This is a genomic window from Paramicrobacterium fandaimingii (assembly GCF_011751745.2).
In the GTDB taxonomy this organism is placed as follows: domain Bacteria; phylum Actinomycetota; class Actinomycetes; order Actinomycetales; family Microbacteriaceae; genus Paramicrobacterium; species Paramicrobacterium fandaimingii.
The window spans coordinates 1248160-1269053 of the sequence record NZ_CP061170.1 but is presented as its reverse complement, the minus strand read 5'-3'; the positions used below and the strand labels follow the sequence as shown (position 1 = coordinate 1269053).

Here is a 20894-nt window from a genome sequence, read left to right as displayed (position 1 = left end):
TTCCGTCTGTAAAAGTGAGATGTCGAAAACTGTCGCCACCTGGCGACCACTGAGCGACGTTTTCTGGCATCTCACCTTCAGGCGCGATCACGGCAACACCGGAGCAGCGAATGTCAGCCGTTCATTCCGTTGACGTACTGCATGAACGCGGGGTCATTCACCATCGCAACCGTCAGCAGAATCAGGTAGATGACGTTCGCAACGACGCCGACGACGAACGGAACCCACCACGTTCTCTTGCGCGCGGCGAGGCGGCGCAGCGACAGCAGCAGCGCAGCGACCCAGAGGCCCGCGTACACAATGAGAATTGTCCACCCGATCGTGGTGCCAAACGACGTATTCGTGTACTCGCCCATGCCGAACTGCGCGTACGCCTGCGTGAGCATCTGCGGAAGCTGAAGCAGCGACGGCGCCGTCGAGATCACGCTGAACAGGCCGACTCCGAGCAGCAGAAATGTCGAAAAGCGGTCGGTGCGCCTTCGGGCCTCGACGATCGGGGCGTTGTTTGCCGCCGAGGGTTTCTTGGGCTGCCGGTTCGTCGGCATGTGCACGTGATGACGGGCAGTGTCTTCTGACGACTTCTTCTCGTCGCCGTGACTCTCGATCGGCACCGACTCGTTGTCTTCGGTGGCCGGCACGCGAATTGCCGCACGCTGCTCTTCCGGTGAGGCATACTCACCGAACTGCGGACGAGCGGGCTTCTTCTCGTTCGCGTACTCGCCAAACCTCGGCCGAGCTGGCCGGGTGGAATCAGATGGTTCGCTGTCGCTCATCGTGCTCCGCGCCCTTTGAGATCGCTGCGCAGCTCCTTCGGCAGCGAGAAGATGAGGTCTTCCTCGGCCGTTGTCATCTGCTCGACGTCGCCGTAGCCCGCCTCGGCGAGAGCCTCGAGCACCTCCTGCACAAGCACCTCGGGAACGGATGCCCCGCTTGTTACGCCGACCGTGCGCACGCCGTCGAGCCACTCCTGCTTGAGCTCATACGCGTAGTCGATGCGGTGTGCCGCTCGGGCGCCGTGCTCGAGCGCTACTTCGACGAGCCGCACGGAGTTTGACGAGTTCGCCGATCCGACGACGATGACCAGCTCAGCATCCGATGCCACTTTCTTAATTGCCACCTGGCGGTTCTGCGTTGCGTAGCAGATGTCGTCGCTCGGGGGGTCTTCGAGGTTCGGAAAGCGCGCGCGCAGCCGATCAACAGTCTGCATCGTCTCGTCGACAGACAATGTGGTCTGCGACAGCCACACCACCTTGTCTGGGTCTCGAACCTCGACGGTGTCTGCTTCGTCTGGGCTGCCGACGAGCGTGACGTGCTCCGGAGCCTCGCCCGCCGTTCCTTCGACTTCCTCGTGGCCGTCGTGGCCGATCAGCAGAATCTCATAGTCGTTCTTCGCGAAGCGCACCGCCTCTTTGTGCACCTTTGTCACAAGTGGGCAGGTCGCGTCGATGGCGCGCAAACCACGATCGGATGCCGCATTGACGACGGCAGGCGATACCCCGTGCGCGCTGAAGACGATATGCTCGCCCTCGGGTACCTCGTCCACCTCGTCGACGAAGACCGCTCCCTTCGCCTCGAGCTCGGTCACAACGTGAATGTTGTGCACGATCTGTTTGCGAACGTAGACGGGCGAACCATACTTTTCCAACGCCTTCTCAACGGCGATCACGGCGCGATCGACTCCGGCGCAGTACCCTCGCGGTGCGGCGAGGAGCACGCGCTTGCTGCCGTCTACCGCGATATCCTTGAGCTTCGACGAAGCACCGGGAATTCTCGGCATCGGTAGGTTGATTGTCACGTCGCTCACGACTCCAATTCTAGGTGCGACTGACTGAGGAAGGCCCCAGAACATGGCAAACGCTCCGGCGACAATGGAGAACCCGTGGCCCGTCGCGCAGCTCGGGCACAGTCTTCACGAGTACATCGAACGGCTCGGCACCGTGTGGGTCGAGGGCGAGATCACACAGTGGGGCGTTTCGGGCCGCAACGTGTACGGCAAGCTCAAAGACGTCGCCGCCGATGCAACGGTGAGTTTCACCATCTGGCAGTCGGTAAAACAGAAGATTCCGGCCGATCTGAAGCAGGGAGACCGTGTCGTCGCCCTGGTCAAGGTAAATTTCTGGGTCAGGGGCGGAACGCTCACCGTGCAGGTTCTGCAGATGAAGCACGTCGGGCTCGGCGACCTGCTCGAGCGCCTCGAGCGGCTGCGCGCACAACTCGCCTCCGAGGGGCTTTTCGACGTGGCGCGCAAGAAGCGGCTGCCGTTTCTGCCTGACTGCGTTGGCCTGATCACGGGGAAGGGCTCGGATGCTGAGAAAGACGTGCTGCGCAATGCCCAGCTGCGCTGGCCTGCCGTCGAGTTTCGCGTGCGCCACGCCGCCGTTCAGGGCGAGCGCATCGTCGCAGACGTGATCGCGGCGATCGCCGAGCTCGACGCCGACCCGGCTGTCGATGTCATCATCGTGGCGCGAGGCGGCGGGGACTTTCAGAATCTCCTCGGGTTCTCAGACGAAGCGGTGGTGCGGGCCGCAGCGGCGTGCAGCACTCCCCTCGTCAGCGCCATCGGTCACGAAGCAGATCGCCCGCTTCTCGACGAGGTAGCCGACCTTCGAGCATCCACTCCGACAGATGCCGCGAAGCGCGTCGTCCCCGACGTCGCCGAGCAGCAGCTCATCGTTCAGCAGGCACGAGCGCGCATCGCGGGCCGCATGACAACGCTCATCACACACGAAATTGGAGCGCTAGAGCAGCTTCGCTCGCGCCCGGCATTCGCCACGCACACCTGGATCGTCGATCAGCGCGCCGACGAGCTCACGCGCTACGTTGCGCGCGGCGCCGAGCTGATTGACCGCCGGTTGGAGCGCGAGCAGACGCGCACACGTGAGCTTGCCGCCTCGGTGCGGGCGCTGTCGCCGCAGCGCACGCTCGATCGCGGGTATGCGATCGCGCAGACAGCCGACGGGCAGGTTGTGCGCACGACACAGGATGCTCCCGAGGGCACGCCGCTCTCCCTCACCCTCGCTGACGGCGCGATTGCCGCCGTCTCCCGCGGTGCCACGGAGCGCTGACCACCCCACAAACCGCCGTTAGGATGGACCCATGCCTTCTTCCCCCGACGTATCAGCCCTGAGCTACGAGGAAGCCCGCGACGAACTGGTTCGCGTTGTCACGGAGCTGGAGCAGGGAGCGTCGACGCTCGAGCAGTCGCTCGCGCTGTGGGAGCGCGGTGAGGCTCTTGCCGCGCGCTGCGAGGAGTGGCTGCTCGGGGCGAAGAAGCGCCTCGAAGCCGCGCGTGTCGCCCAGAACGACGCCGCAGACGACGAATGAGCCGTCAGCAGAAGCCGCCGCGCGTCGTCGCGGAGCTGGGCCGCCCCGAGACGCCGGAAGAGACGGCGGCTCGCAAAGCGGTAGATTCGCACAACTACCGCGCGCGCAAAACCGTGAGCAACCTCGTCTATGCGCTGCTCGCGACCCTCGCGATCGTTCTCATCATCATTCTGATCGTGCCCCGCACAAACACCTCCCTGTTGAAAGACGTCGATTTTCATTCGGCGGCGGCAGACGCTCAGGCTTCCCGCGACGACGTGATCATCGACCCGCAGCTCCCCGGCGGCTGGACAAGCAACAAGGCGAAGCTGAGCGCGGTGCGCGACCCGCAGATCTCGTACTGGTACATCGGCCTTCTCACCCCAAACGAGCAGTTCATCGGCATCAAGCAGGGGTTCGACGCCAATGCCACGTGGCAGGCGCAGCAGCTCGAAGGGGCACGTGCCGACACCACAGTGACGATCGAGGGCATCACGTGGACCGTGTACGACAACCGTGACGGCTCCGGCCCAAGCGACCCGGGCAACATCGAGTACGCCCTCGCCACCGAGTCCGGCTCCAGCACAATCCTCATCTACGGAACTGCAACGACAGACGACATCCGCACTGTTGCGGAGGCCATTGCCGAGCAGGTCAAGGCCAACGCACAAAAGTGAGAGGAACCAGCTAATGCCACAGAAGCGTCCGGGAAAAGCATGGGCAGAGATGATGCGTGGCAACGCACGGTTTGTTGCTGGAGAGCCTCGTCACCCCCGCCAGGACATTGGCCGGCGGGAGTCGCTCGCTCATGTGCAGCACCCTGACGTCGTGCTGTTCGGCTGCTCGGACTCGCGACTCGCAGCTGAGATCATCTTCGACAAGGGGCTTGGTGACCTCTTCGTTGTGCGCAATGCCGGACAGGTCGTCTCTGAATCGGCGATCGGCTCGCTCGAGTACGCCGTCGGCATTCTGAATGTCCCCCTTGTCGTTGTGCTCGGTCACGACAGCTGTGGGGCCGTCGCCGCGGCGATTGACTCACAGAAACCGGATGCCGCTCCGCTGCCGCCCGCCATTGACAGCCTTGTGCAGCAGATCGTTCCCTCGGTGCGCGAGGCTGCTGCTGCGGCATCCGTCAAGCCAGGCGAAGCCGACCCATTCGAAGCGGGACGCCTGCATATTCGCCGCACCATCACGGAGCTACTTGAACGCTCAGAGATGATCAGCGCAGGCGTGGCGAACAACACGCTGGGCATCGTCGGCGCCAATTACAAACTTGCGGAGGGTCGCGTCGTCGCTGATGCGATGGTGGGAATCTCCGAGCTGCCCGAAGACTGAGTGCCCAGGCACCTGAGTCAACACGACGGCAGAGCGAAACGCCCCACACACATCAACCGCGCAGGGATGCGCAGACCATAGAGGAGGAACCCGTGGCCGACACCGAGTACCGCATCGAACACGACACGATGGGCGAAGTTCGCGTACCTATCACCGCGCTCTACGGCGCACAGACGCAGCGTGCCGTGCAGAACTTCCCGATCTCTGGCTCGGGGCTTGAATCTGCGCAGATTTCGGCGCTTGCGCGCATCAAGAAGTCAGCCGCGCTTGCGAACAAGCAGCTCGGCGTGCTTGACGGCGCCATCGCCGATGCCATCGCCTCGGCCGCAGACGAAGTCATCTCAGGTGCCCACGACGATCAGTTCCCCGTTGACACGTATCAGACCGGCTCGGGCACGTCATCGAACATGAACATGAACGAGGTGCTCGCGACACTTGCTACGCAGCGGCACGGCAGCACAGTTCATCCGAATGACCACGTCAACTGCTCGCAATCGTCGAACGATGTCTTCCCGACGTCTGTGCACATCGCGGTGACGGGTGCCCTCATCGATGAGCTCGTTCCCGCCCTCGATCACCTCGCCGTCGCCCTCGAGGCGAAGGCCGAGCTGTGGAAAGATGCGGTGAAGTCGGGGCGAACCCACCTCATGGATGCCACTCCCGTGACGCTGGGGCAGGAGTTCGGCGGGTACGCACGTCAGATTCGGCTGGGAATCGAGCGCGTTCGCGCGTCGCTGACCCGCGTTGCCGAGGTTCCACTGGGCGGCACTGCTACCGGCACGGGAATCAACACGCCGAAGGGGTTTCCTCAGCTCGTCATCTCACTGCTGCAAGACGAGACAGAGCTGCCGATCACCGAGGCAGAAGACCACTTTGAAGCGCAGGCAAACCGCGACGGACTCGTCGAAACGTCCGGGGCGCTTCGCTCGATCGCTGTGAGCCTGACAAAGATCTGCAACGATCTGCGGTGGATGGGCTCGGGCCCTAACACGGGACTCGGCGAGCTTCACATTCCCGACCTGCAGCCCGGGTCATCGATCATGCCGGGCAAGGTCAACCCCGTCATCCCCGAGGCTGTCCTCATGGTCGCGGCACGTGTTGTCGGAAACGACGCGACGATCGCGTGGGGCGGTGCCTCAGGGGCCTTCGAGCTCAACGTGCAGATCCCGGTCATGGGAACAGCGCTCCTCGAGTCGATTCGCCTGCTGTCGAACGCGTCGCGTGTTCTCGCAGACAAGACGGTCGACGGTCTCGAGGCGAACACCGAGCGGGCTGCTGAGCTGGCGGGAATGTCGCCGTCGACGGTGACGCCGCTCAACAAGATCATCGGCTACGAGGCCGGATCGAAGATTGCGAAGCACTCGGTCGCCAAGAGCATCACGGTGCGCGAGGCCGTCATCGAGTTGGGCTACGTCGAGCGCGGGGAGATCACCGAGGAGCAGCTTGATTCCGCCCTCGATCTTCTGTCGATGACGCACCCGAACTAGCATTCAGCGTCAACGAGGGCGGAGGAGCCGATGCTCTTCCGCCCTCGTTGTCGCGTATAGCCTCCGTCTCACCAGCGGTCGTGCACTGTTGCCCTGAAGTTCACGTCGTAGAGTTCAGCCACGCGCTGTAGGTATGCCTCGGGCAGCGGCCCGAGACTCCCAGCGGCCGCGTTCGCCTGCGCTTGAGCGACGGAGCGCGCGCCGGGAATCACTGAGCTGACTCCGGACTGCTGCGCCACCCAGGCGATCGCTGCTTGAGCCGGTGTGGCTGCGTCAGGAGCCAACGCTGCAAGCTCCCTGGCTGCACGCACACCATCGGCGTAGTCCACGCCAGCGAACGTCTCTCCCACATCGAAGGCCTCGCCGTGACGGTTGAAGGTGCGGTGGTCGTCTGCCGCGAACTCGGTGTCGGCGCTGTACCGCGCCGTGAGCAGACCCGAGGCGAGCGGCACACGAGCGATGATCCCGACTCCGGCCTCAATTGCCGCCGGAAGAACGCGGTCAAGCGGCTTGAGCCTGAACGCGTTGAGAATGATCTGAACCGTCGCCGTTCGTGGTCGCGCAATCGCGGCGAGCGCCTGGTCTGCCTCCTCGACGCTCACTCCGTAATTCGCGATCGCCCCGTCATCGACGAGCGTATCGAGTGCATCGAAGACTTCGTCACTGTGAAAAACCGGCGTCGGCGGGCAGTGAAGCTGCACGAGGTCGAGCCGGTCCACACCGAGGTTGCGGCGTGACCTGTCCGTCCAATCGCGGAAGTTCTGCAGAACGTAGTTCTCAGGGAGCTGCTCGGCCCTGCGCCCCATCTTCGTGGCAACGGTCAGTGGCAGATCGGGGTTTGCGGCACGAAATCGCCCGATGATCGCCTCGCTTCGCCCGTCGCCGTACACATCGGCGGTGTCGAAGAACGTCACCCCAGCTTCGGCCGAGGCGTCGAGCACTGCGAGCGCCTCATCTTCTGATACCGCGCCCCAGTCGGCGCCCAGCTGCCATGTGCCGAGGCCGACTGTCGATACAGTGCGTCCCGTGCGTCCCAAGATTCGTTGTTCCATGCAACGATCCTATGGCGTCATCCGTGTCGAAGCACCGGTGCGAGCACGCCGAGCCAGAAGCCGACGAGCAGAAAGGGCCCGAACGGGATGCGGTGAGTCGCCCCCCTGCGCTGCGTCGCCATCGCCCAGGCTCCCGCGACAGCGCCGAGCAGAAACGCCGAGGCGAGCCCGACCGTGAGGGCCGTGAGGCCGAGTGAGCCCAACAGGAGTCCCAGCACTCCGACGAGTTTGACGTCGCCCATTCCCATGCCTCCCAGAACGTGCATGAGGGTAAAAACCACGATGCAGCCGAGACTCGACACGATCGCGAGAACGGGAGAGGCGCCCGTGGTGATGCTGTGGAGCGCAAGGCCGACAACGGCCGCCGGGTAACAGGGCAGCACGATCTTGTTCGGCAGCCGGTGTTCCGAGATATCGGTGCCAACGAGCGGCCAGGTCGCGACGGCGACAGCGACGAAGCCAACAAGCAGCCAGCTCCAGCCGACAGACAGCGCAAGCACGATCGCCGTGACGAGAAGGGTGGCCGCCCGCAGCATCCACTGCACGCGCGGGCGCGAAATCTCCCCTGCGCGAACCTCAACCATGACGAGGACTCTAACGTCCAGGCGAGTCGGGCGAGCGAGTTATCCACAGGCCGGGACGTCACATCGACGCCCGGCCCGCGGAGGTTAGGCGATGTCGGTACCCTCAAGCAGCTCGGTGACGAGTGCGGCGATGGCACTGCGCTCTGACCGGGTGAGCGTGACATGGCCAAAGAGCGCCTGCCCCTTAAGCGTCTCGATCACCGAGGCGACACCGTCATGACGACCGACGCGCAGATTATCGCGCTGAGCGACGTCGTGGGTGAGCACCACCCGTGAGTTCTGCCCGATGCGCGAGAGCACGGTGAGCAGCACGTTACGTTCAAGCGACTGCGCCTCATCGACGATCACGAACGCATCGTGGAGTGAGCGGCCGCGAATGTGCGTGAGCGGAAGCACCTCGATGAGTCCTCGCTCGAGTACCTCGTCGACGACGTTCTGAGAGACAACGGAACCGAGCGTGTCATAGACCGCCTGTCCCCAGGGGTTCATCTTGTCACCCTGGTCCCCGGGCAGGTACCCGAGTTCTTGCCCTCCCACGGCGTACAGCGGCCGGAAGACCATGATCTTGCGGTGCATCTGGCGTTCGAGCACCGCCTCGAGTCCCGCGCAGAGGGCGAGAGCAGACTTCCCCGTCCCGGCTCGCCCACCCATCGACACGATCCCCACGTTTGGGTCGAGGAGCAGGTCGATGGCGATGCGTTGCTCGGCCGAGCGACCGCGGAGTCCGAACACCTCGCGATCACCGTTGATGAGCCGCGCCGTGCCGTCAGAGGAGATGCGGCCGAGTGCTGACCCACGTTCGGAGTGTATGACGAGCCCGGTGTTCACAGGCAGATCATCTGTGTGCGTCCCCGGCAGCACGTCGGTGTCATAGAGCGTCGCCATGTCGTCGGCACCCACGTGCACCTGCGCAAGTCCCGTCCAGCTTTCATCGACGGCGAGCTCGGCTCGGTATTCCTCTGCCGCGAGTCCGATCGATGACGCCTTCACGCGCATCGGCAGGTCTTTCGAGACGACGGTGACGTCGAGGCCGTCGTTCGCCAGGTTCTGAGCGACGGCGAGAATTCTCGAGTCGTTGTCTCCCAGCTGCAATCCGCTGGGCAGAACGTTGATTGCACTGTGGTTGAGCTCCACACGAAGGCTGCCGCCGTCTCCGACGGGCACCGCGAAATCGAGGCGGCCATTCTTCACCCGGAGATCATCGAGAAGTCGCAGCGCCTGCCTGGCGAAATAGCCGATCTCGGGATCGTGCCGCTTTTTCTCAAGCTCGCCGACAACGACGACGGGAATCACGACCGAATGCTCCGCGAAGCGGAACATCGCCCGCGGATCAGACAGCAGAACGCTTGTATCGAGCACGTATGTGCGCAGCGCCTGAATCGAGGGAGATCCGTGGTCTGTGCGGGTGTCTGATTGCCCTTCTGTCGACGGTGTCATCTGCGTGGTTTCGCTGGCAGTCACGTCAGGCTCCAACCCCGAGCGAACGCGCTCGGCTCTCTTGGCGAGTCGCCCGGGTTGGTGGTTCGAGTCGCGCTCCCGGCCGGCTCGATCAGGCAATTCACCTGATACGCCTGACGCTACGACGCACTGCAGCCGATCCGCTCACGCCACGCCGAAACAGGTGTGGTCGGCGCGGTGAACGTTACGTATCTGTCGATGACCGATAGACGAGCAGTGCCTGCTTCAGCATCCGAAATGTCGAATCGATCGTTCCCGCATGCACGCTGAATCGCACGGTCCCCTGTCGGGCTGTCGTCGTCAGACCGGTGTTGTGCATGGCGGCGCCCAGCGCACCGAGGCGCCCTTCGGCCGGCCGCACGACGACGATGCCCGACTGCTCGTCGCGCTTGCGCGGCGAAACGAGGGGAAGCTCAGCGGCGTCGAGCATCGCGATCACCTCGTCTGCCCGATCGAGAACTGCTGCCTCGACCTGGGGGATGCCGAGCGCGGTGATCTCTTCGATCGCGGCGGAGAGCCGTGCTTCGGCAACATAGTCCGGCCCGGCGACGGTGAAGGCCGAGGCGCTGCCTCGCGCTGCGTCGGGGACGGTGCCCCACGGCTCGTATTCGGCGGTGCCGGTATAGCCGGAGATCACGGGATCGAGACGTTCGAGTGCATGGTCGCTGAACGAGAGAAACCCGGTTCCCCATCCGGCCCGCAGCCATTTCTGGCCGCCCGTGGCGACGACATCGGCGGCGGCGTAGTCTGCATCGATCACGCCAGCGCCCTGAATCGCGTCGACGATCAGCAGACGATCCCCGATCACATCGCGAATCGCAGAGAGGTCAGCCCGGTACCCTGTGCGCGCATCGACGAGGGTGACGGCGACCGCTGTGATGTCGTCGTTGAGCGCCTGAGTGAGCACGTCAGGGCTGACGCGACCGTCGGCGCCGTCGATCCAGGTGATCGACAGCCGGTCGAGTGCGCCCTGTGCGCGCACGGCGGCCACCGGAAGGCTCGGAAACTCGTCGCGTGACATCAGGATGTGACCGGACAGGCCGAACAGCACGCGCAGCAGGCCTGTGCTCGTGTTGGGCTGCGCAATGATGTCCGCACCGCTGTGACCGGTCATCGCGCTGACAGCATCCGCCAATCGGTCATCGTGCGTTCGCGTGCGGTCCCCCGCACCAAAGCGCATGCGCGTCAGGGAGTCGTATTCGGCACGAAGTTCGTCGCGAACGGTTGCCGAGACCGGGCCGATCGAGGCGTAGTTGAGGTACCCCGGCTCTTCGAGGAATGTGTCGCGAAACTGCTCGAGCGTCGTCATGTCAGCCCCCAAACCGGCGCGATCTGCCAACGTAGTCGCGAAGCGCGCGCAGAAAGTCCACCTCGCGCAGATCGGGGCCGAGCGCCTCAACGAAGTAGAACTCGCTGTGCGCGCTCTGCCAGAGCATGAAATCCGAAAGACGCTGCTCGCCTGACGTGCGGATGACGAGGTCGGGGTCGGGCTGGCCCCCTGTGTACAGATGCTCGCCGATCATGTCGGGCGTGAGCATGTCTGCGAGCTCCTCGAGGCTGCGGCCCTCAATCTCGTGTTCGCGAACAATCTTGCGCATCGCATCGACGATCTCGGTGCGGCCACCGTAGCCGACGGCGAGATTGATGTGGAGGCCCTTCTTGCCCTCGGTGCGGTGCTCGGCCGCCTCGAGCGACTGGATCAGCTGCTCCGGAAGGCAGTTCGAATTTCCCACGTGCTTGACCCGCCAGTCGCGAAAGCGCGACACATCGTCGGCGAGGTCGGCAATGATCTCGAGCAAGTCTTTGATCTCGTCACTCGCGCGGTGGGCGAGGTTGTCGGCCGACAGAAGGTACAACGTCACAACGTCAATGCCCAGGTCGTCGCACCAGGTGAGAAACTCCCGCATCTTCGCGGCGCCCGCCCGGTGCCCGTGAGCCGCCGTCTGGTACCCCAGCTGCTTTGCCCAACGCCGATTTCCGTCGATGATCATGCCCACGTGGTGGGGCATCATTTGCGGCGTCAGGGCTCGACGGAGGCGCTTCTGGTACAGGTTGTACAGCAGCCCGCGCCCGATCGGTTCCGTTCTGGTATTCACACAATTACGTTAGTGCACGGATGCCGCTGGCTTCACAGCCGTCTGCCGTACTATTGCTTCATGCCGCGTCGTGACCCCTCACAGCCCTCTGACACGAGCACACCCGAACTGCCGAGCGTTCCGATTATCGAGGATGCCGCGGAGCACCCGCTCGACGCGAAACCGCGGTGGCGGGGATGGATTCACGCGGGCACGTTCCCCGTCGCGCTGGCTGCAGGAATCGTGCTCGTCGTGCTGGCTGACGGCGCGCCCGCGAAATGGGCGAGCGCCGTATTCATGACGACGTCTCTTCTGCTCTTCGGAATCTCAGCGCTGTACCACCGCATCCCGTGGAAACCGAAGACGCTCCTCGTCTTTCGTCGCCTCGACCACGCGAACATCTTTCTGCTGATCGCCGGAACGTACACGCCCCTCGCCGTGATCGCCCTCCCACCGTCGAAAGGCATGCTGCTGCTGGTGATCGTCTGGGCCGGAGCTCTTCTGGGCATCGGGTTCCGCGTGTTCTGGACGAGCGCCCCACGGTGGCTCTACGTGCCGCTGTACCTCGCGCTCGGGTGGGGCGCCGTCGCCTACCTCGCCGACATCGCGCACGCCAACCTCGCCACGATGATTCTCGTGATCACCGGCGGGCTGCTCTATTCGGCGGGAGCCGTCGTATATGGCATCAAACGCCCCAACCCGTGGCCGGGAATCTTCGGCTTTCACGAGATCTTCCACGTGTGCACAGTGCTCGCGTTTCTGTGCCACTGGAGCGCGATTCTGCTGATCGCCCTCGATCCGCTCTACGTCTGAGGGTTGTCGGGTCGCTCCGTGTCGTCGCCGCCGTCGCGGTCGCCGCGTTCACGCTCTTCGGCGTCGAGCTGCTCGTTCACCTGCGCACGATAGTTCACGCGCCTCACTCGACGCACCATGTCGAGTATCAGCAGCACGACGAGCAGGGCGACGACGAAGATGGCAATGAAGCCGATCACTCCCGGCGTCACGGCGTTCGGATCGAAGCCGGGCGTCGGCGTCGGGGACGGCGTCGCCGCCCTCAGCAGAAGCTCTGCGATCACCGGTCGTCCTCGATTCCCGCGAAGAAGTCGTTTTCGTCTTCGGGTGTGCTCAGTCGCGTCTGCGCAAGCTCGAAGTCTTCATACGGCCAGGCCTGTCGCTGCAGGTCGTTCGACCAGAAGAAGAACGGGCTGTCTGCGGGAACCTGTGAGGCATGTGCCTTCAGCGCAGCATCCCGCTTCTCAAAGAAGTCGCCGCAGGGAATGTGCGTTGTCGTGCGGTCATCCGTTCCGTTGCGCTCTTCGCGCCAGCTCAGCATCTCGCCGAGCCGTTCGGCGAGCGGATCGTCCGGAGCCGTCTTCACCAGCATGTCGTAATTCGCTTTGACGCGCGCGAAATTGAAGATGTGGTCGTAGTACAGCTTCGACACCGACCATGGCTCACCGGCATCCGCGTACCGCGCCGGGTCTGCCGCAGCCTCGAACGCCTCGACCGAAACCTGGTGGCAGCGAATGTGATCAGGATGCGGGTACCCGCCGTTCTCGTCATACGTGATCATCACGTGTGGCCGAAACTCTCGAATCACGCGCACGAGAACGCCAGCGGAGATCTGCAGCGGTATCGACGCAAAAGAGCGTGCGGGGTGCGTTCCGTCATCGTTTGCCATTCCCGAGTCGTGATAGCCGAGCCACCGATGCTCGGTGTCGAGAACCTCGCGCGCCGCCGCCATCTCGCGGCGCCGGTAGCCGGCCATGTCGCGCTCGATCATCGCGACATCGGCCAGTGCCGGGTTGAGAAGGTCGCCGCCCTCTCCCCCTGTGCAGCTGACGACCATCGTCTCGGCCCCCTGCGCCCGGTAGTAGGCAAGGGTGGCCGACCCTTTCGACGACTCGTCATCCGGGTGCGCGTGAACGGTGAGGAGACGATGGGTCACGTGGCCTGCTTTCAGGTGGGAGCGAATAACCTAGTACAAGAATAATCATGCGAGACGTGTGGGTGGGCTGAATGACTGATCGGCGGGCTTCATCGGATGCTGCCGCCAGCACGCGAGCAGACGGCACGGCTGCCGCCTCGCAACGTCTCGACGAACGTTACGGCAACAGCCGGGCTTCGCGCATTCGCCTGAGAGCTCTGATGTGGTCGCTCGGAGCATTCATCGTCGTGGTCTTCGGCGCGTGGGTGCTGTGGGCGGGGCTTCTCGCGCCGGCCGCAAATGTGAATGCCGTCGACGTTGCGCACACGGTCGTCGACGAGCACACTGTCGATGTGACGTATCAGCTCACCGTCGATCCGGGTACCGCTGCGATGTGCGCACTTCAGGCGCAAGACGATCAGCATTCGATCGTCGGGTGGAAGATCGTCGAGATCCCGGCATCCGATACGCGAACACGTGAACTCACCGAGAGCGTCAGAACTGTCGACACGGCCGTCACCGGTTTGATTTACCGCTGCTGGCTGCCTTAAGATCTTCTGATACCCACGTGGTGGGTTGGATCATCGCGCCCTGACGGACGTCAGGGCGTCTGTTCATGTTAGGGAGTTCTCAATGACTGACGCTTCGCAGGTCACTTTCCTCACGCAGGAGGCATACGACCGCCTTCAGGCCGAGCTTGAGCACCTGTCAACAGTCGGGCGAGACGAGATTGCCAAGCGCATCGAGGCTGCACGCGAAGAGGGCGATCTCAAAGAGAACGGCGGCTATCATGCCGCGAAAGATGAGCAGGGCAAGCAAGAGGCGCGCATCCGCACGTTGACGGAGCTGCTGCGCACGGCGACGGTGAGTGCGGCTCCCGAGGTCGACGGCACCGTGCAGTCCGGCACCGTGGTCAGCGCCGTCGTGGCCGGCGGCGACGAGAAGTTTCTTCTCGGCAGCCGCGAGATCGCCGGAGATTCCGACCTCGACGTGTACAGCGAGCAGAGCCCTCTCGGCGAGTCCATCATTGGCCTGAAGGTCGGCGATTCGACGAGCTACGAGGCGCCGAACGGCAAGTCGATCTCGGTGAAGATCACGGGCGTCGAGGCCTACACCGGCTGAGGGTCAGCACTTGCTGAGGGTCAGCCCTGCACGATCGCGGGGTCGTAGCCTGCCGAGCGCAGCGTCTCGACGACGCTCGCCTTGTGGTCGTCTCCACGCGTTTCGACGCTCAGGTCGATCATGACTTCGCTGATCTGCATTCCCTGGCCATGCCTGGTATGCAGAACCTCGACGACGTTCGCGTTCGCCTGGGCGAGAATTTCGGCGATGCGCGCAAGCTGCCCCGGTCGATCGGGCAGCGGAATGCGAAGGGTCATGTAGCGCCCGGCCGCTGAGAGGCCGTGTGAGACAACGCGCTGCATCAGCAGCGGGTCGATGTTGCCGCCAGAGAGAATCGCAACCGTGGGACCCGTTGCCGTGACCTTGCCCTCGATGATGGCGGCAACACTCACAGCTCCCGCCGGCTCAACAACGAGCTTCGCGCGCTCGAGCAGCAGCAGCAGTGCCTTGGCAATCTCGTCTTCGGTGACGGTGACGACCTCGTCGACAAGCTGCTGAATGAGATCGAAGTTGAGCGATCCCGGCCGGCTGACGGCGATGCCGTCGGCGATCGTCGGCTGAATCTCGACGTCGACCGGATGCCCCTCGGCGAGGGACGGCGGGTACGCCGCCGCGTTCTGGGACTGCACACCGATGATGCGCATCTCTCGTCCCTCGCGCGCTGCGCGCTGCTTTGCCGCAGCGGCCACTCCGGCAATCAGCCCTCCGCCTCCAATGGGAACGACGATTGTCGTCGCATCGGGAACGTCATCGAGAATCTCGAGACCGAGGGTTCCCTGGCCTGTCACGACGTCGACATGGTCGAACGGCGGAATGAGCACGGCACCCGTCTTCTCCGCGTACTCCGCAGCGGCCTTGAGCGGTTCGGTCACCGTGTGCCCCCGCAGAACCACGTCAGCGCCGTAGCGACGCGTCGCCTGCAGCTTCGGCAGCGGAACGCCGACGGGCATGAAGATCGTCGCGGCGATCCCGAGCTCACGCGCGGCGAATGCAACCCCCTGAGCGTGGTTTCCCGCTGACGCGGCAACGACACCCTTTGCCTTCTCTTCATCGGTCAGCTGTGCGAGACGGTTGAATGCGCCTCTGATCTTGTACGATCCCGTGCGCTGCAGGTTCTCGCATTTGAGGTACACCGACTGCCCCAGCACTTCCGTGAGGTAGCGCGAACTCTCCATGGGCGTGTGCTGCGAGACACGCGCAACCACCTGCTGAGCGTGCTCGATCGATTCAAGCGAGGGAATGGTGTGCGGCATTCGCTAATCCTTGTCTGTGGACGGGGTTTCACGGCGCAGTCGGCCCTCGGCGGGGACCGTGCGCCAGATGAGATCGGCTTTGTACGTGGCGGCTGGGTCTTTCCACGCGCCGGAGGTGACGTAGCCGATGACGACGTTGACGACAGCGGCGACGGGCACGGCAAAGAGCGCGCCGGGGATGCCTGCGACGAGCGTTCCGCCCGTGACGACAAGCACGACGCCGAGGGGATGCACCTTCACAGCAGTGCCCATGAGCAGGGGCTGCAGAACATGCCCCTCGACCTGCTGCACGAGAAGCACGACGCCGAGCATGATGAGCGCGATGATCGGCCCGTTGTACACAAGCGCGATCAACACGGCGACGGCACCGGTCAGAATAGCTCCCACGATCGGCACGAAGGCACCGAGAAATACGAGCACACCGATGGGGATGGCGAGCGGCAGACCGAGAATGAACGCGCCAACCCCGATGCCGACCGCATCGATCGAGGCGACGAGAATCTGCGTGCGCGTGTAGTTCTCCAAAGTCGTCCAGCCGGCTTGCCCGGCACCGTCGACGGCCGCGCGTGCCCGCCTCGGCACAAACAGAATCAGCCATTTCCAGATGTTCTTGCCGTCAATCAGAATGAACAAAAGTGAGAACAGTGCGAGAAGAATGCCGGCGGCAAGATGGCCGAACGTGGTTCCGATCGAGAGCGCGCCCGAGAGGATCGCACTCGTGTCTTCTTGGATGCTTGCCCAGACGTCGTCGAAGATCACGCTGAGCTTGTTGTCTGTCAGGTGAAGCGGCGAGTGCAGCAGAAAGTCTCTGAAAGCCTCGACGGACTCCATGGTTCGCGTGCGCACTTCGCTGGCCTGCGACCCGATCTGCCACACAACGAGCCACACGAGGGCACCCACAGCGCCGATCGCTGTGATCATTGCGACCGCGACGGCGAGCCCCCGGTTCCACCGGTGTGAGACAAGAAAGGTCACGAGCGGAAGCACAAGTGCCGAGAGCAGCACGGCAACGAGCACCGGAATGACGATCAGCCGCAACTGAACGATGATGAAGACGAGAACGGCAGTCGCAATGGCAATGACGATCAGACGCCAGCTCCAGGCAGCGGCGATGCGAATTCCGGGCGGAACGGTGTCGACGATCTCTTCAGACGGCACGTGTCGTTCCGGCTCGGGCTGTGAGGGAACGCGTTGGGGCGCGGGGCGGGCGAAAAGGCGTTTCCACCACCGGGGACTGCGTGATTCCGACACGCGTCACAGTCTACGATGCCGCGGTTCGGCGACACGGAATATGAGCGGTGTCTGGCACCGTCGGTGCCCGTTGGTACCGTGACCTCATGTCACAGAAGATTACGGCGGATGCTGCTCGACGAATCGCGCTTTCCGCGCACGGTTTCGCTCGCCGACGCACTGCCACGCCAGGGCCGCGCCAATTCGCCTCAGTGATCGATTCCCTCGGAGCGCTCCAGATCGATTCGGTTAACGTCTTCGAGCGCAGCCATTACCTTCCCGTTTTCGCTCGGCTCGGCGCCTACGACAAATCGGCACTCGATGCTCTGACGCATCGCAGCCCCGCTCGCGTCACCGAATGGTGGGCACACGAAGCGACGTTTCTGCGCACGGGTGATCTGCCGCTCTGGGGCTGGAAGATGCGGATGCTGCGTGAGCGCGACCTGGCAGATGACTCGTCGTGGGCGAATGCGCACGCGGCGGAGCTCGACTGGGTGCGTCGTGAGCTCGCCGCTCGCGGGCCGTCGCTGGCACGCGAGATCGAGACAGACGTCGACCGCGCGCGGGGTTCGTGGTGGGACTGGTCTACCGTGAAGCACGCGCTCGAAATGCTGTTCCGGTGGGGTGAAGTGGCGATCGCCGGGCGCACCTCGACGTTTGAGCGGCGCTATGCGCTGGCCGAACAGGTGCTGCCCGACCACGTTCGCGCGACAGAGATCAGTCGTGACGATGCCGTTCGCGAGCTTGTCCGACGTGCCGCGCGTGCAACGGGAATCGCGACAGCATCCGATCTGTCTGATTACTATCGTCTCCCCGTTGAATTCACGACGCAGGCCATCAGGGAGCTGCACGATGAAGGCGAACTCACCCACGTGCATGTTGATGGCTGGACGCGAGGATCTCGGGCGCTGGACGTCTGGATGCCGACAGGCCAGGTACGGCCACGTGCCGTCAGCGCCGACGCTCTGCTTTCGCCGTTCGATCCTGTTGTGTGGTCACGGCCGCGCGCTGAGCGTCTCTTCGATTTTCGCTACAGAATCGAGATTTACACTCCGCGCCACAAGCGTGTGTACGGGTACTACGTTCTGCCCGTGCTGATCGGCGACCGCCTTGCGGCCCGTGTCGATTTGAAGAGCGATAGAAAGGCTGGCGTGCTGCGAGTGCAGTCGGCGTGGGCGGAGCCGCACGCTCCTGCTGATACGGTTGAACGACTCTCACAGGTAGTGCGCGCTGCGGCGCAGTGGCAAGAACACGATTCGATCAGTGTCGGCTCACGAGGAGACCTGTCGAATGCGGTGGCGCACACCTTAGGAGCGTCACGTCACGAGACGCCGTGACGGCGACGCGGCGCTATGGGCAGTTCTCCCCAGTGCTGCGCGCTGCCTGCGCTGGTAACTTTTACTGATATCACATTCGTTTTGAAGGGGAAGTGACACATCATGGCTACGGACGAAAACGCACCGGGCGCTCAGGGGGGCAACCCGGCAGACAACTCGGGGGGCGCCCAGCCGCCTCAGGGCGACCAGGGTGCATCGTACGCGCCGCAGGGTGGACAGTATTCGCCGCAGGGTGGACAGTACACACCTCAGGGACAGCCCGACGCAAACGCGCAGCAGCCCCAGGGACAGTACTCACCGCAGGGCGGTCAGTATTCACCGCAAGGGCAGCCAGAAGCTGGCGCGCAGCAGCCGCAGGGCCAGTACACACCGCAGGGTCAGTACACGCCGCAGGGCGGCCAGTACGGCCCGCAGGGTCAGTACGCGCAGCAGCCGCAGGGACAGTACCCGCAGCAAGGCGCGTACCCCGCTGGCGGCTATGCGGCTCCTGCACCCACGAAGATGGACCCGAACAAGAAGAAGAAGATCATTCTTCTCTCGTCGATCGCGGGAGCGGTCGTCGTCATTCTGATCATCGCGACAGTCGTGATCAACGTGATCAACGGCTCGCAGTACGGCCCCCAGGCTGTCGTCGAGAAGTACCTCACGACGATCTCGGCTGGCAAGGCAAGCGAGGCGAACAAGCTCGTCAAGCCGGGCCTCAAGAAAGAGCAGGCCGTTCTGCTGAGCGACAAGGTGCTCAAAGAGAAGAACACGCGCATCTCAGACACGAAGGTCTCAAAGACGCAGAAGGAAGGCGACAGCGCTCGGGTCGCTTTCAGCTACAAGCTCGACGGAACGACGTACGACGGCACTCTCACGCTCAGCAACCAGGGCAAGCAGGCTGTCTTCTTCGATGACTGGAAGATCGACAAGCCTCTGCTCGTCGACGTTGCTGTCTACGTCTCGCAGGGAACCGAGGCTACGGTCAACGGCGTGAACGTCGACTTCGGCGAAGAGGGTGTGCTTCAGGCATACCCCGGCGTCTACACGGTCAGCGCCCCAGACAGCAAGTGGTTCGCCGCTGACGACCAGCAGTTCGTCGCCGGAACCGGCTCCAAGGCGAGCTACAGCGCGGTTGAGTTGAACCTGAAGCCGACTGATGCCCTGACCGAAGAGGTGCAGAGCCAGCTCGATGGAATGATCGACGAATGTGCAAAGGAGACCTCGAAAGAGGTCGACGAGAACTGCGACATGGACGTCGACTACGTGTCGGGCCTCTCCGAAGTGTCGAAGGTCGTTCGCAAGGTCGTTGAGTACCCGACGGTTACCGTCGACGACACGGGCCGCAGCTTCGAGACCGAGGGCGGCGAAATCAAGTACACCGTCACCGGTAAGGACTACTCAGGCAAGTCAGTGACAGGCGACCTCGAGGCTCGCTCGTACTGGACCTTCTACGGTGACATCACCGTCGACGGCGACAAGGTCGTCCTCGAGTTCTGGTAAACCGAGAACAGTCTGAACACACACGAAAGCGGGAGTCGATCCTCTGGATCGGCTCCCGCTTTCGTGTGTAATGCGTAGGTCTGGGCTCATCTGTGGCGACGTCCCGAGGTTCCGCAACGCGGACGTAGCGTTGGTTCATCCGCCCTGGAGTATCGCCCGGCCGACGTCGATCCCGCGATCGCGACCTCTCGGAATTTCGGATCAATGGTAGAACGTGCCACAAATAGGCAGAAACTCAGAGCCCGAAATACTCACTTTCCCAGCTTCTCACGGGACGTACTGTGAGCTCAGGTGAGCTCAGAAGCTGCCCCCCATGTCTCGCAGGCGCTGCACGCGGTCGGCAATGGGCGGGTGCGAGCTCATGAGCCGCTTGGCAACACCGGGCTTCTTCTGTGGATCATTGATCCACAGGTGCGCCGTCGAGGTGTTCTGCCGCTTCATGGGGCGGGCATGCTCGTCAAGCTTGAGCAATGCACTCGCGAGTGCATCGGGATGCCGTGTCGTGAGTGCCCCGGTTGCGTCAGCGAGGTACTCGCGCTGCCGCGAGATGGCGAGCTGAACAAGCATGGCGACAAGGGGCGCGATCAGCATGGCCACGATGCCGAAGATCATGATGATGGGGTTTCCCCCACCGCCACGATTGCCGCCGCGCCCACCGCCGAACCACATCATGCGAAGGAAGATATCGGCGATGAACCCGATCGCAACCACAAGGCCGAAGACGATCATCGATACGCGAATGTCATAGTTGCGAACGTGGCCGAGCTCGTGTGCCATGACGCCCTCAAGCTCGGAGTCGGTCATGATGTCGAGCAACCCCGTCGTAGCGGCGACAGAGGCGTGCTCGGGATCCCTGCCTGTCGCGAAAGCGTTCGGGGCCGGGTCGTTGATGATGTATACCTTTGGCATCGGCGTTCCCGTTGCAATGCTCAGGTTTTCGACAACCCGATAAAGACGCGGGTTGTCTGCCTTGCGAATCTGCTTGCCACCGCTGATCGCGAGCGCCTGCGACGACGCCATGAAGTACTGCAGAAGGGCGTAGCCGATCGCAACGGCGAGCACGACGATCGTGATCGTCCAGCTGTTATACGCGTATCCGGCAAGGGCACCGAGCGCACCGATCAGCAGGAGAAACCCGATGATGATCACGACGGTGTTGATCTTGTTCTTGCGGATTGCGCGATACATCAGTGTCCCTTCACAGGCGACGTGTGCAGCAGGCGAAGCCGCCGACAGCTGCGCAAAC

Annotated in this window: 22 protein-coding genes; 10 read left to right on the top strand and 12 right to left on the bottom strand. The window is 63.5% G+C overall.

Annotation, left to right across the window (positions count from 1 at the left end; genetic code table 11):
* Positions 1–113 precede the first annotated feature (113 nt).
* On the bottom strand, positions 114–773 hold the full coding sequence (locus HCR84_RS06100) for a DUF6264 family protein (RefSeq protein WP_166984234.1): 660 nt from the start codon (positions 771–773) through the stop codon (positions 114–116).
* Positions 770–1777, bottom strand: coding sequence for a 4-hydroxy-3-methylbut-2-enyl diphosphate reductase (locus tag HCR84_RS06095; protein WP_166984350.1), 1008 nt, complete (start codon positions 1775–1777; stop codon positions 770–772). Before HCR84_RS06095 ends, HCR84_RS06100 begins: the two co-directional genes overlap by 4 nt.
* 70 nt (positions 1778–1847) lie before the next feature.
* Between HCR84_RS06095 and xseA the strand changes: the two genes are divergently transcribed.
* The 5 genes from xseA to HCR84_RS06070 all read left to right on the top strand — a co-directional run bounded on the left by xseA (position 1848) and on the right by HCR84_RS06070 (position 6125).
* Complete coding sequence (gene xseA / locus HCR84_RS06090; RefSeq protein ID WP_166984235.1) at positions 1848–3065, top strand: exodeoxyribonuclease VII large subunit; 1218 nt, start codon at positions 1848–1850, stop codon at positions 3063–3065.
* 31 nt (positions 3066–3096) lie between these two features.
* Positions 3097–3324, top strand: coding sequence for an exodeoxyribonuclease VII small subunit (locus HCR84_RS06085; protein WP_166984236.1), 228 nt, complete (start codon positions 3097–3099; stop codon positions 3322–3324).
* Positions 3321–3980 carry a DUF4245 domain-containing protein gene (locus HCR84_RS06080; protein WP_166984237.1) on the top strand — a complete coding sequence of 220 codons (660 nt, stop codon included), beginning with the start codon at positions 3321–3323 and terminating at the stop codon, positions 3978–3980. Before HCR84_RS06085 ends, HCR84_RS06080 begins: the two co-directional genes overlap by 4 nt.
* Positions 3981–3993: 13 nt before the next feature.
* On the top strand, positions 3994–4638 hold the full coding sequence (locus tag HCR84_RS06075) for a carbonic anhydrase (RefSeq protein WP_166984238.1): 645 nt from the start codon (positions 3994–3996) through the stop codon (positions 4636–4638).
* A 92-nt stretch (positions 4639–4730) separates the two neighbouring features.
* Positions 4731–6125 carry a class II fumarate hydratase gene (locus HCR84_RS06070; protein WP_166984239.1) on the top strand — a complete coding sequence of 465 codons (1395 nt, stop codon included), beginning with the start codon at positions 4731–4733 and terminating at the stop codon, positions 6123–6125.
* Positions 6126–6193: 68 nt separating this feature from the next.
* Here HCR84_RS06070 and HCR84_RS06065 read toward each other — a convergent pair whose 3' ends face one another.
* The 5 genes from HCR84_RS06065 to HCR84_RS06045 form a co-directional block, all read right to left on the bottom strand.
* Entirely contained in the window at positions 6194–7177 is a 984-nt protein-coding gene (locus HCR84_RS06065) for an aldo/keto reductase (RefSeq protein ID WP_166984240.1), read from the bottom strand.
* Positions 7178–7194: 17 nt separating this feature from the next.
* A complete protein-coding gene (locus HCR84_RS06060) occupies positions 7195–7761 on the bottom strand; it encodes a prepilin peptidase (RefSeq protein ID WP_166984241.1) in 567 nt (188 codons plus the stop codon).
* An 84-nt stretch (positions 7762–7845) separates the two neighbouring features.
* Entirely contained in the window at positions 7846–9198 is a 1353-nt protein-coding gene (gene phoH2, locus HCR84_RS06055) for an RNA 5'-3' helicase PhoH2 (protein ID WP_166984351.1), read from the bottom strand.
* A gap of 205 nt (positions 9199–9403) precedes the next feature.
* The gene (locus tag HCR84_RS06050; protein WP_166984242.1) at positions 9404–10528 is read right to left on the bottom strand and encodes an aminotransferase class V-fold PLP-dependent enzyme; all 1125 of its coding nucleotides are present in this window, start codon (positions 10526–10528) and stop codon (positions 9404–9406) included.
* Position 10529: 1 nt separating this feature from the next.
* Entirely contained in the window at positions 10530–11315 is a 786-nt protein-coding gene (locus tag HCR84_RS06045) for an isoprenyl transferase (RefSeq protein ID WP_166984243.1), read from the bottom strand.
* Positions 11316–11375: 60 nt separating this feature from the next.
* Here HCR84_RS06045 and trhA point away from each other — a divergent pair, with 60 nt between their 5' ends.
* Positions 11376–12107, top strand: a complete 732-nt coding sequence (trhA, locus tag HCR84_RS06040; RefSeq protein WP_166984244.1) for a PAQR family membrane homeostasis protein TrhA — start codon at positions 11376–11378, stop codon at positions 12105–12107.
* On the opposite strand, the gene HCR84_RS06035 is transcribed toward trhA, so the two are convergent.
* Both HCR84_RS06035 and mca read right to left on the bottom strand, forming a co-directional pair.
* Positions 12098–12370 carry a hypothetical protein gene (locus tag HCR84_RS06035; RefSeq protein WP_166984245.1) on the bottom strand — a complete coding sequence of 91 codons (273 nt, stop codon included), beginning with the start codon at positions 12368–12370 and terminating at the stop codon, positions 12098–12100. The two genes, trhA and HCR84_RS06035, sit on opposite strands and share 10 nt — an antisense overlap.
* A complete protein-coding gene (mca, locus tag HCR84_RS06030) occupies positions 12367–13242 on the bottom strand; it encodes a mycothiol conjugate amidase Mca (RefSeq protein ID WP_166984246.1) in 876 nt (291 codons plus the stop codon). Before mca ends, HCR84_RS06035 begins: the two co-directional genes overlap by 4 nt.
* 71 nt (positions 13243–13313) lie before the next feature.
* Here mca and HCR84_RS06025 point away from each other — a divergent pair, with 71 nt between their 5' ends.
* Positions 13314–13772 carry a DUF4307 domain-containing protein gene (locus tag HCR84_RS06025; RefSeq protein WP_166984247.1) on the top strand — a complete coding sequence of 153 codons (459 nt, stop codon included), beginning with the start codon at positions 13314–13316 and terminating at the stop codon, positions 13770–13772.
* An 82-nt stretch (positions 13773–13854) separates the two neighbouring features.
* Positions 13855–14343 (top strand): transcription elongation factor GreA, encoded by a 489-nt coding sequence (gene greA, locus HCR84_RS06020; protein ID WP_166984248.1) that lies wholly within the window; start codon positions 13855–13857, stop codon positions 14341–14343.
* A 20-nt stretch (positions 14344–14363) separates the two neighbouring features.
* Here the strand turns inward: greA and ilvA are convergent, their stop codons facing one another.
* Together ilvA and HCR84_RS06010 are read right to left on the bottom strand one after the other, a co-directional pair.
* Complete coding sequence (gene ilvA, locus HCR84_RS06015; protein WP_166984249.1) at positions 14364–15596, bottom strand: threonine ammonia-lyase; 1233 nt, start codon at positions 15594–15596, stop codon at positions 14364–14366.
* 3 nt (positions 15597–15599) lie between these two features.
* Complete coding sequence (locus tag HCR84_RS06010; protein WP_166984250.1) at positions 15600–16847, bottom strand: AI-2E family transporter; 1248 nt, start codon at positions 16845–16847, stop codon at positions 15600–15602.
* 86 nt (positions 16848–16933) lie between these two features.
* Between HCR84_RS06010 and HCR84_RS06005 the strand changes: the two genes are divergently transcribed.
* Together HCR84_RS06005 and HCR84_RS06000 are read left to right on the top strand one after the other, a co-directional pair.
* A complete protein-coding gene (locus HCR84_RS06005; protein ID WP_166984251.1) occupies positions 16934–18163 on the top strand; it encodes a winged helix-turn-helix domain-containing protein in 1230 nt (409 codons plus the stop codon).
* A gap of 102 nt (positions 18164–18265) precedes the next feature.
* A complete protein-coding gene (locus HCR84_RS06000; RefSeq protein ID WP_166984252.1) occupies positions 18266–19648 on the top strand; it encodes a zinc ribbon domain-containing protein in 1383 nt (460 codons plus the stop codon).
* A gap of 297 nt (positions 19649–19945) precedes the next feature.
* Here the strand turns inward: HCR84_RS06000 and HCR84_RS05995 are convergent, their stop codons facing one another.
* Positions 19946–20836 (bottom strand): M48 family metalloprotease, encoded by an 891-nt coding sequence (locus HCR84_RS05995; RefSeq protein WP_166984253.1) that lies wholly within the window; start codon positions 20834–20836, stop codon positions 19946–19948.
* Positions 20837–20894: the final 58 nt, after the last annotated feature.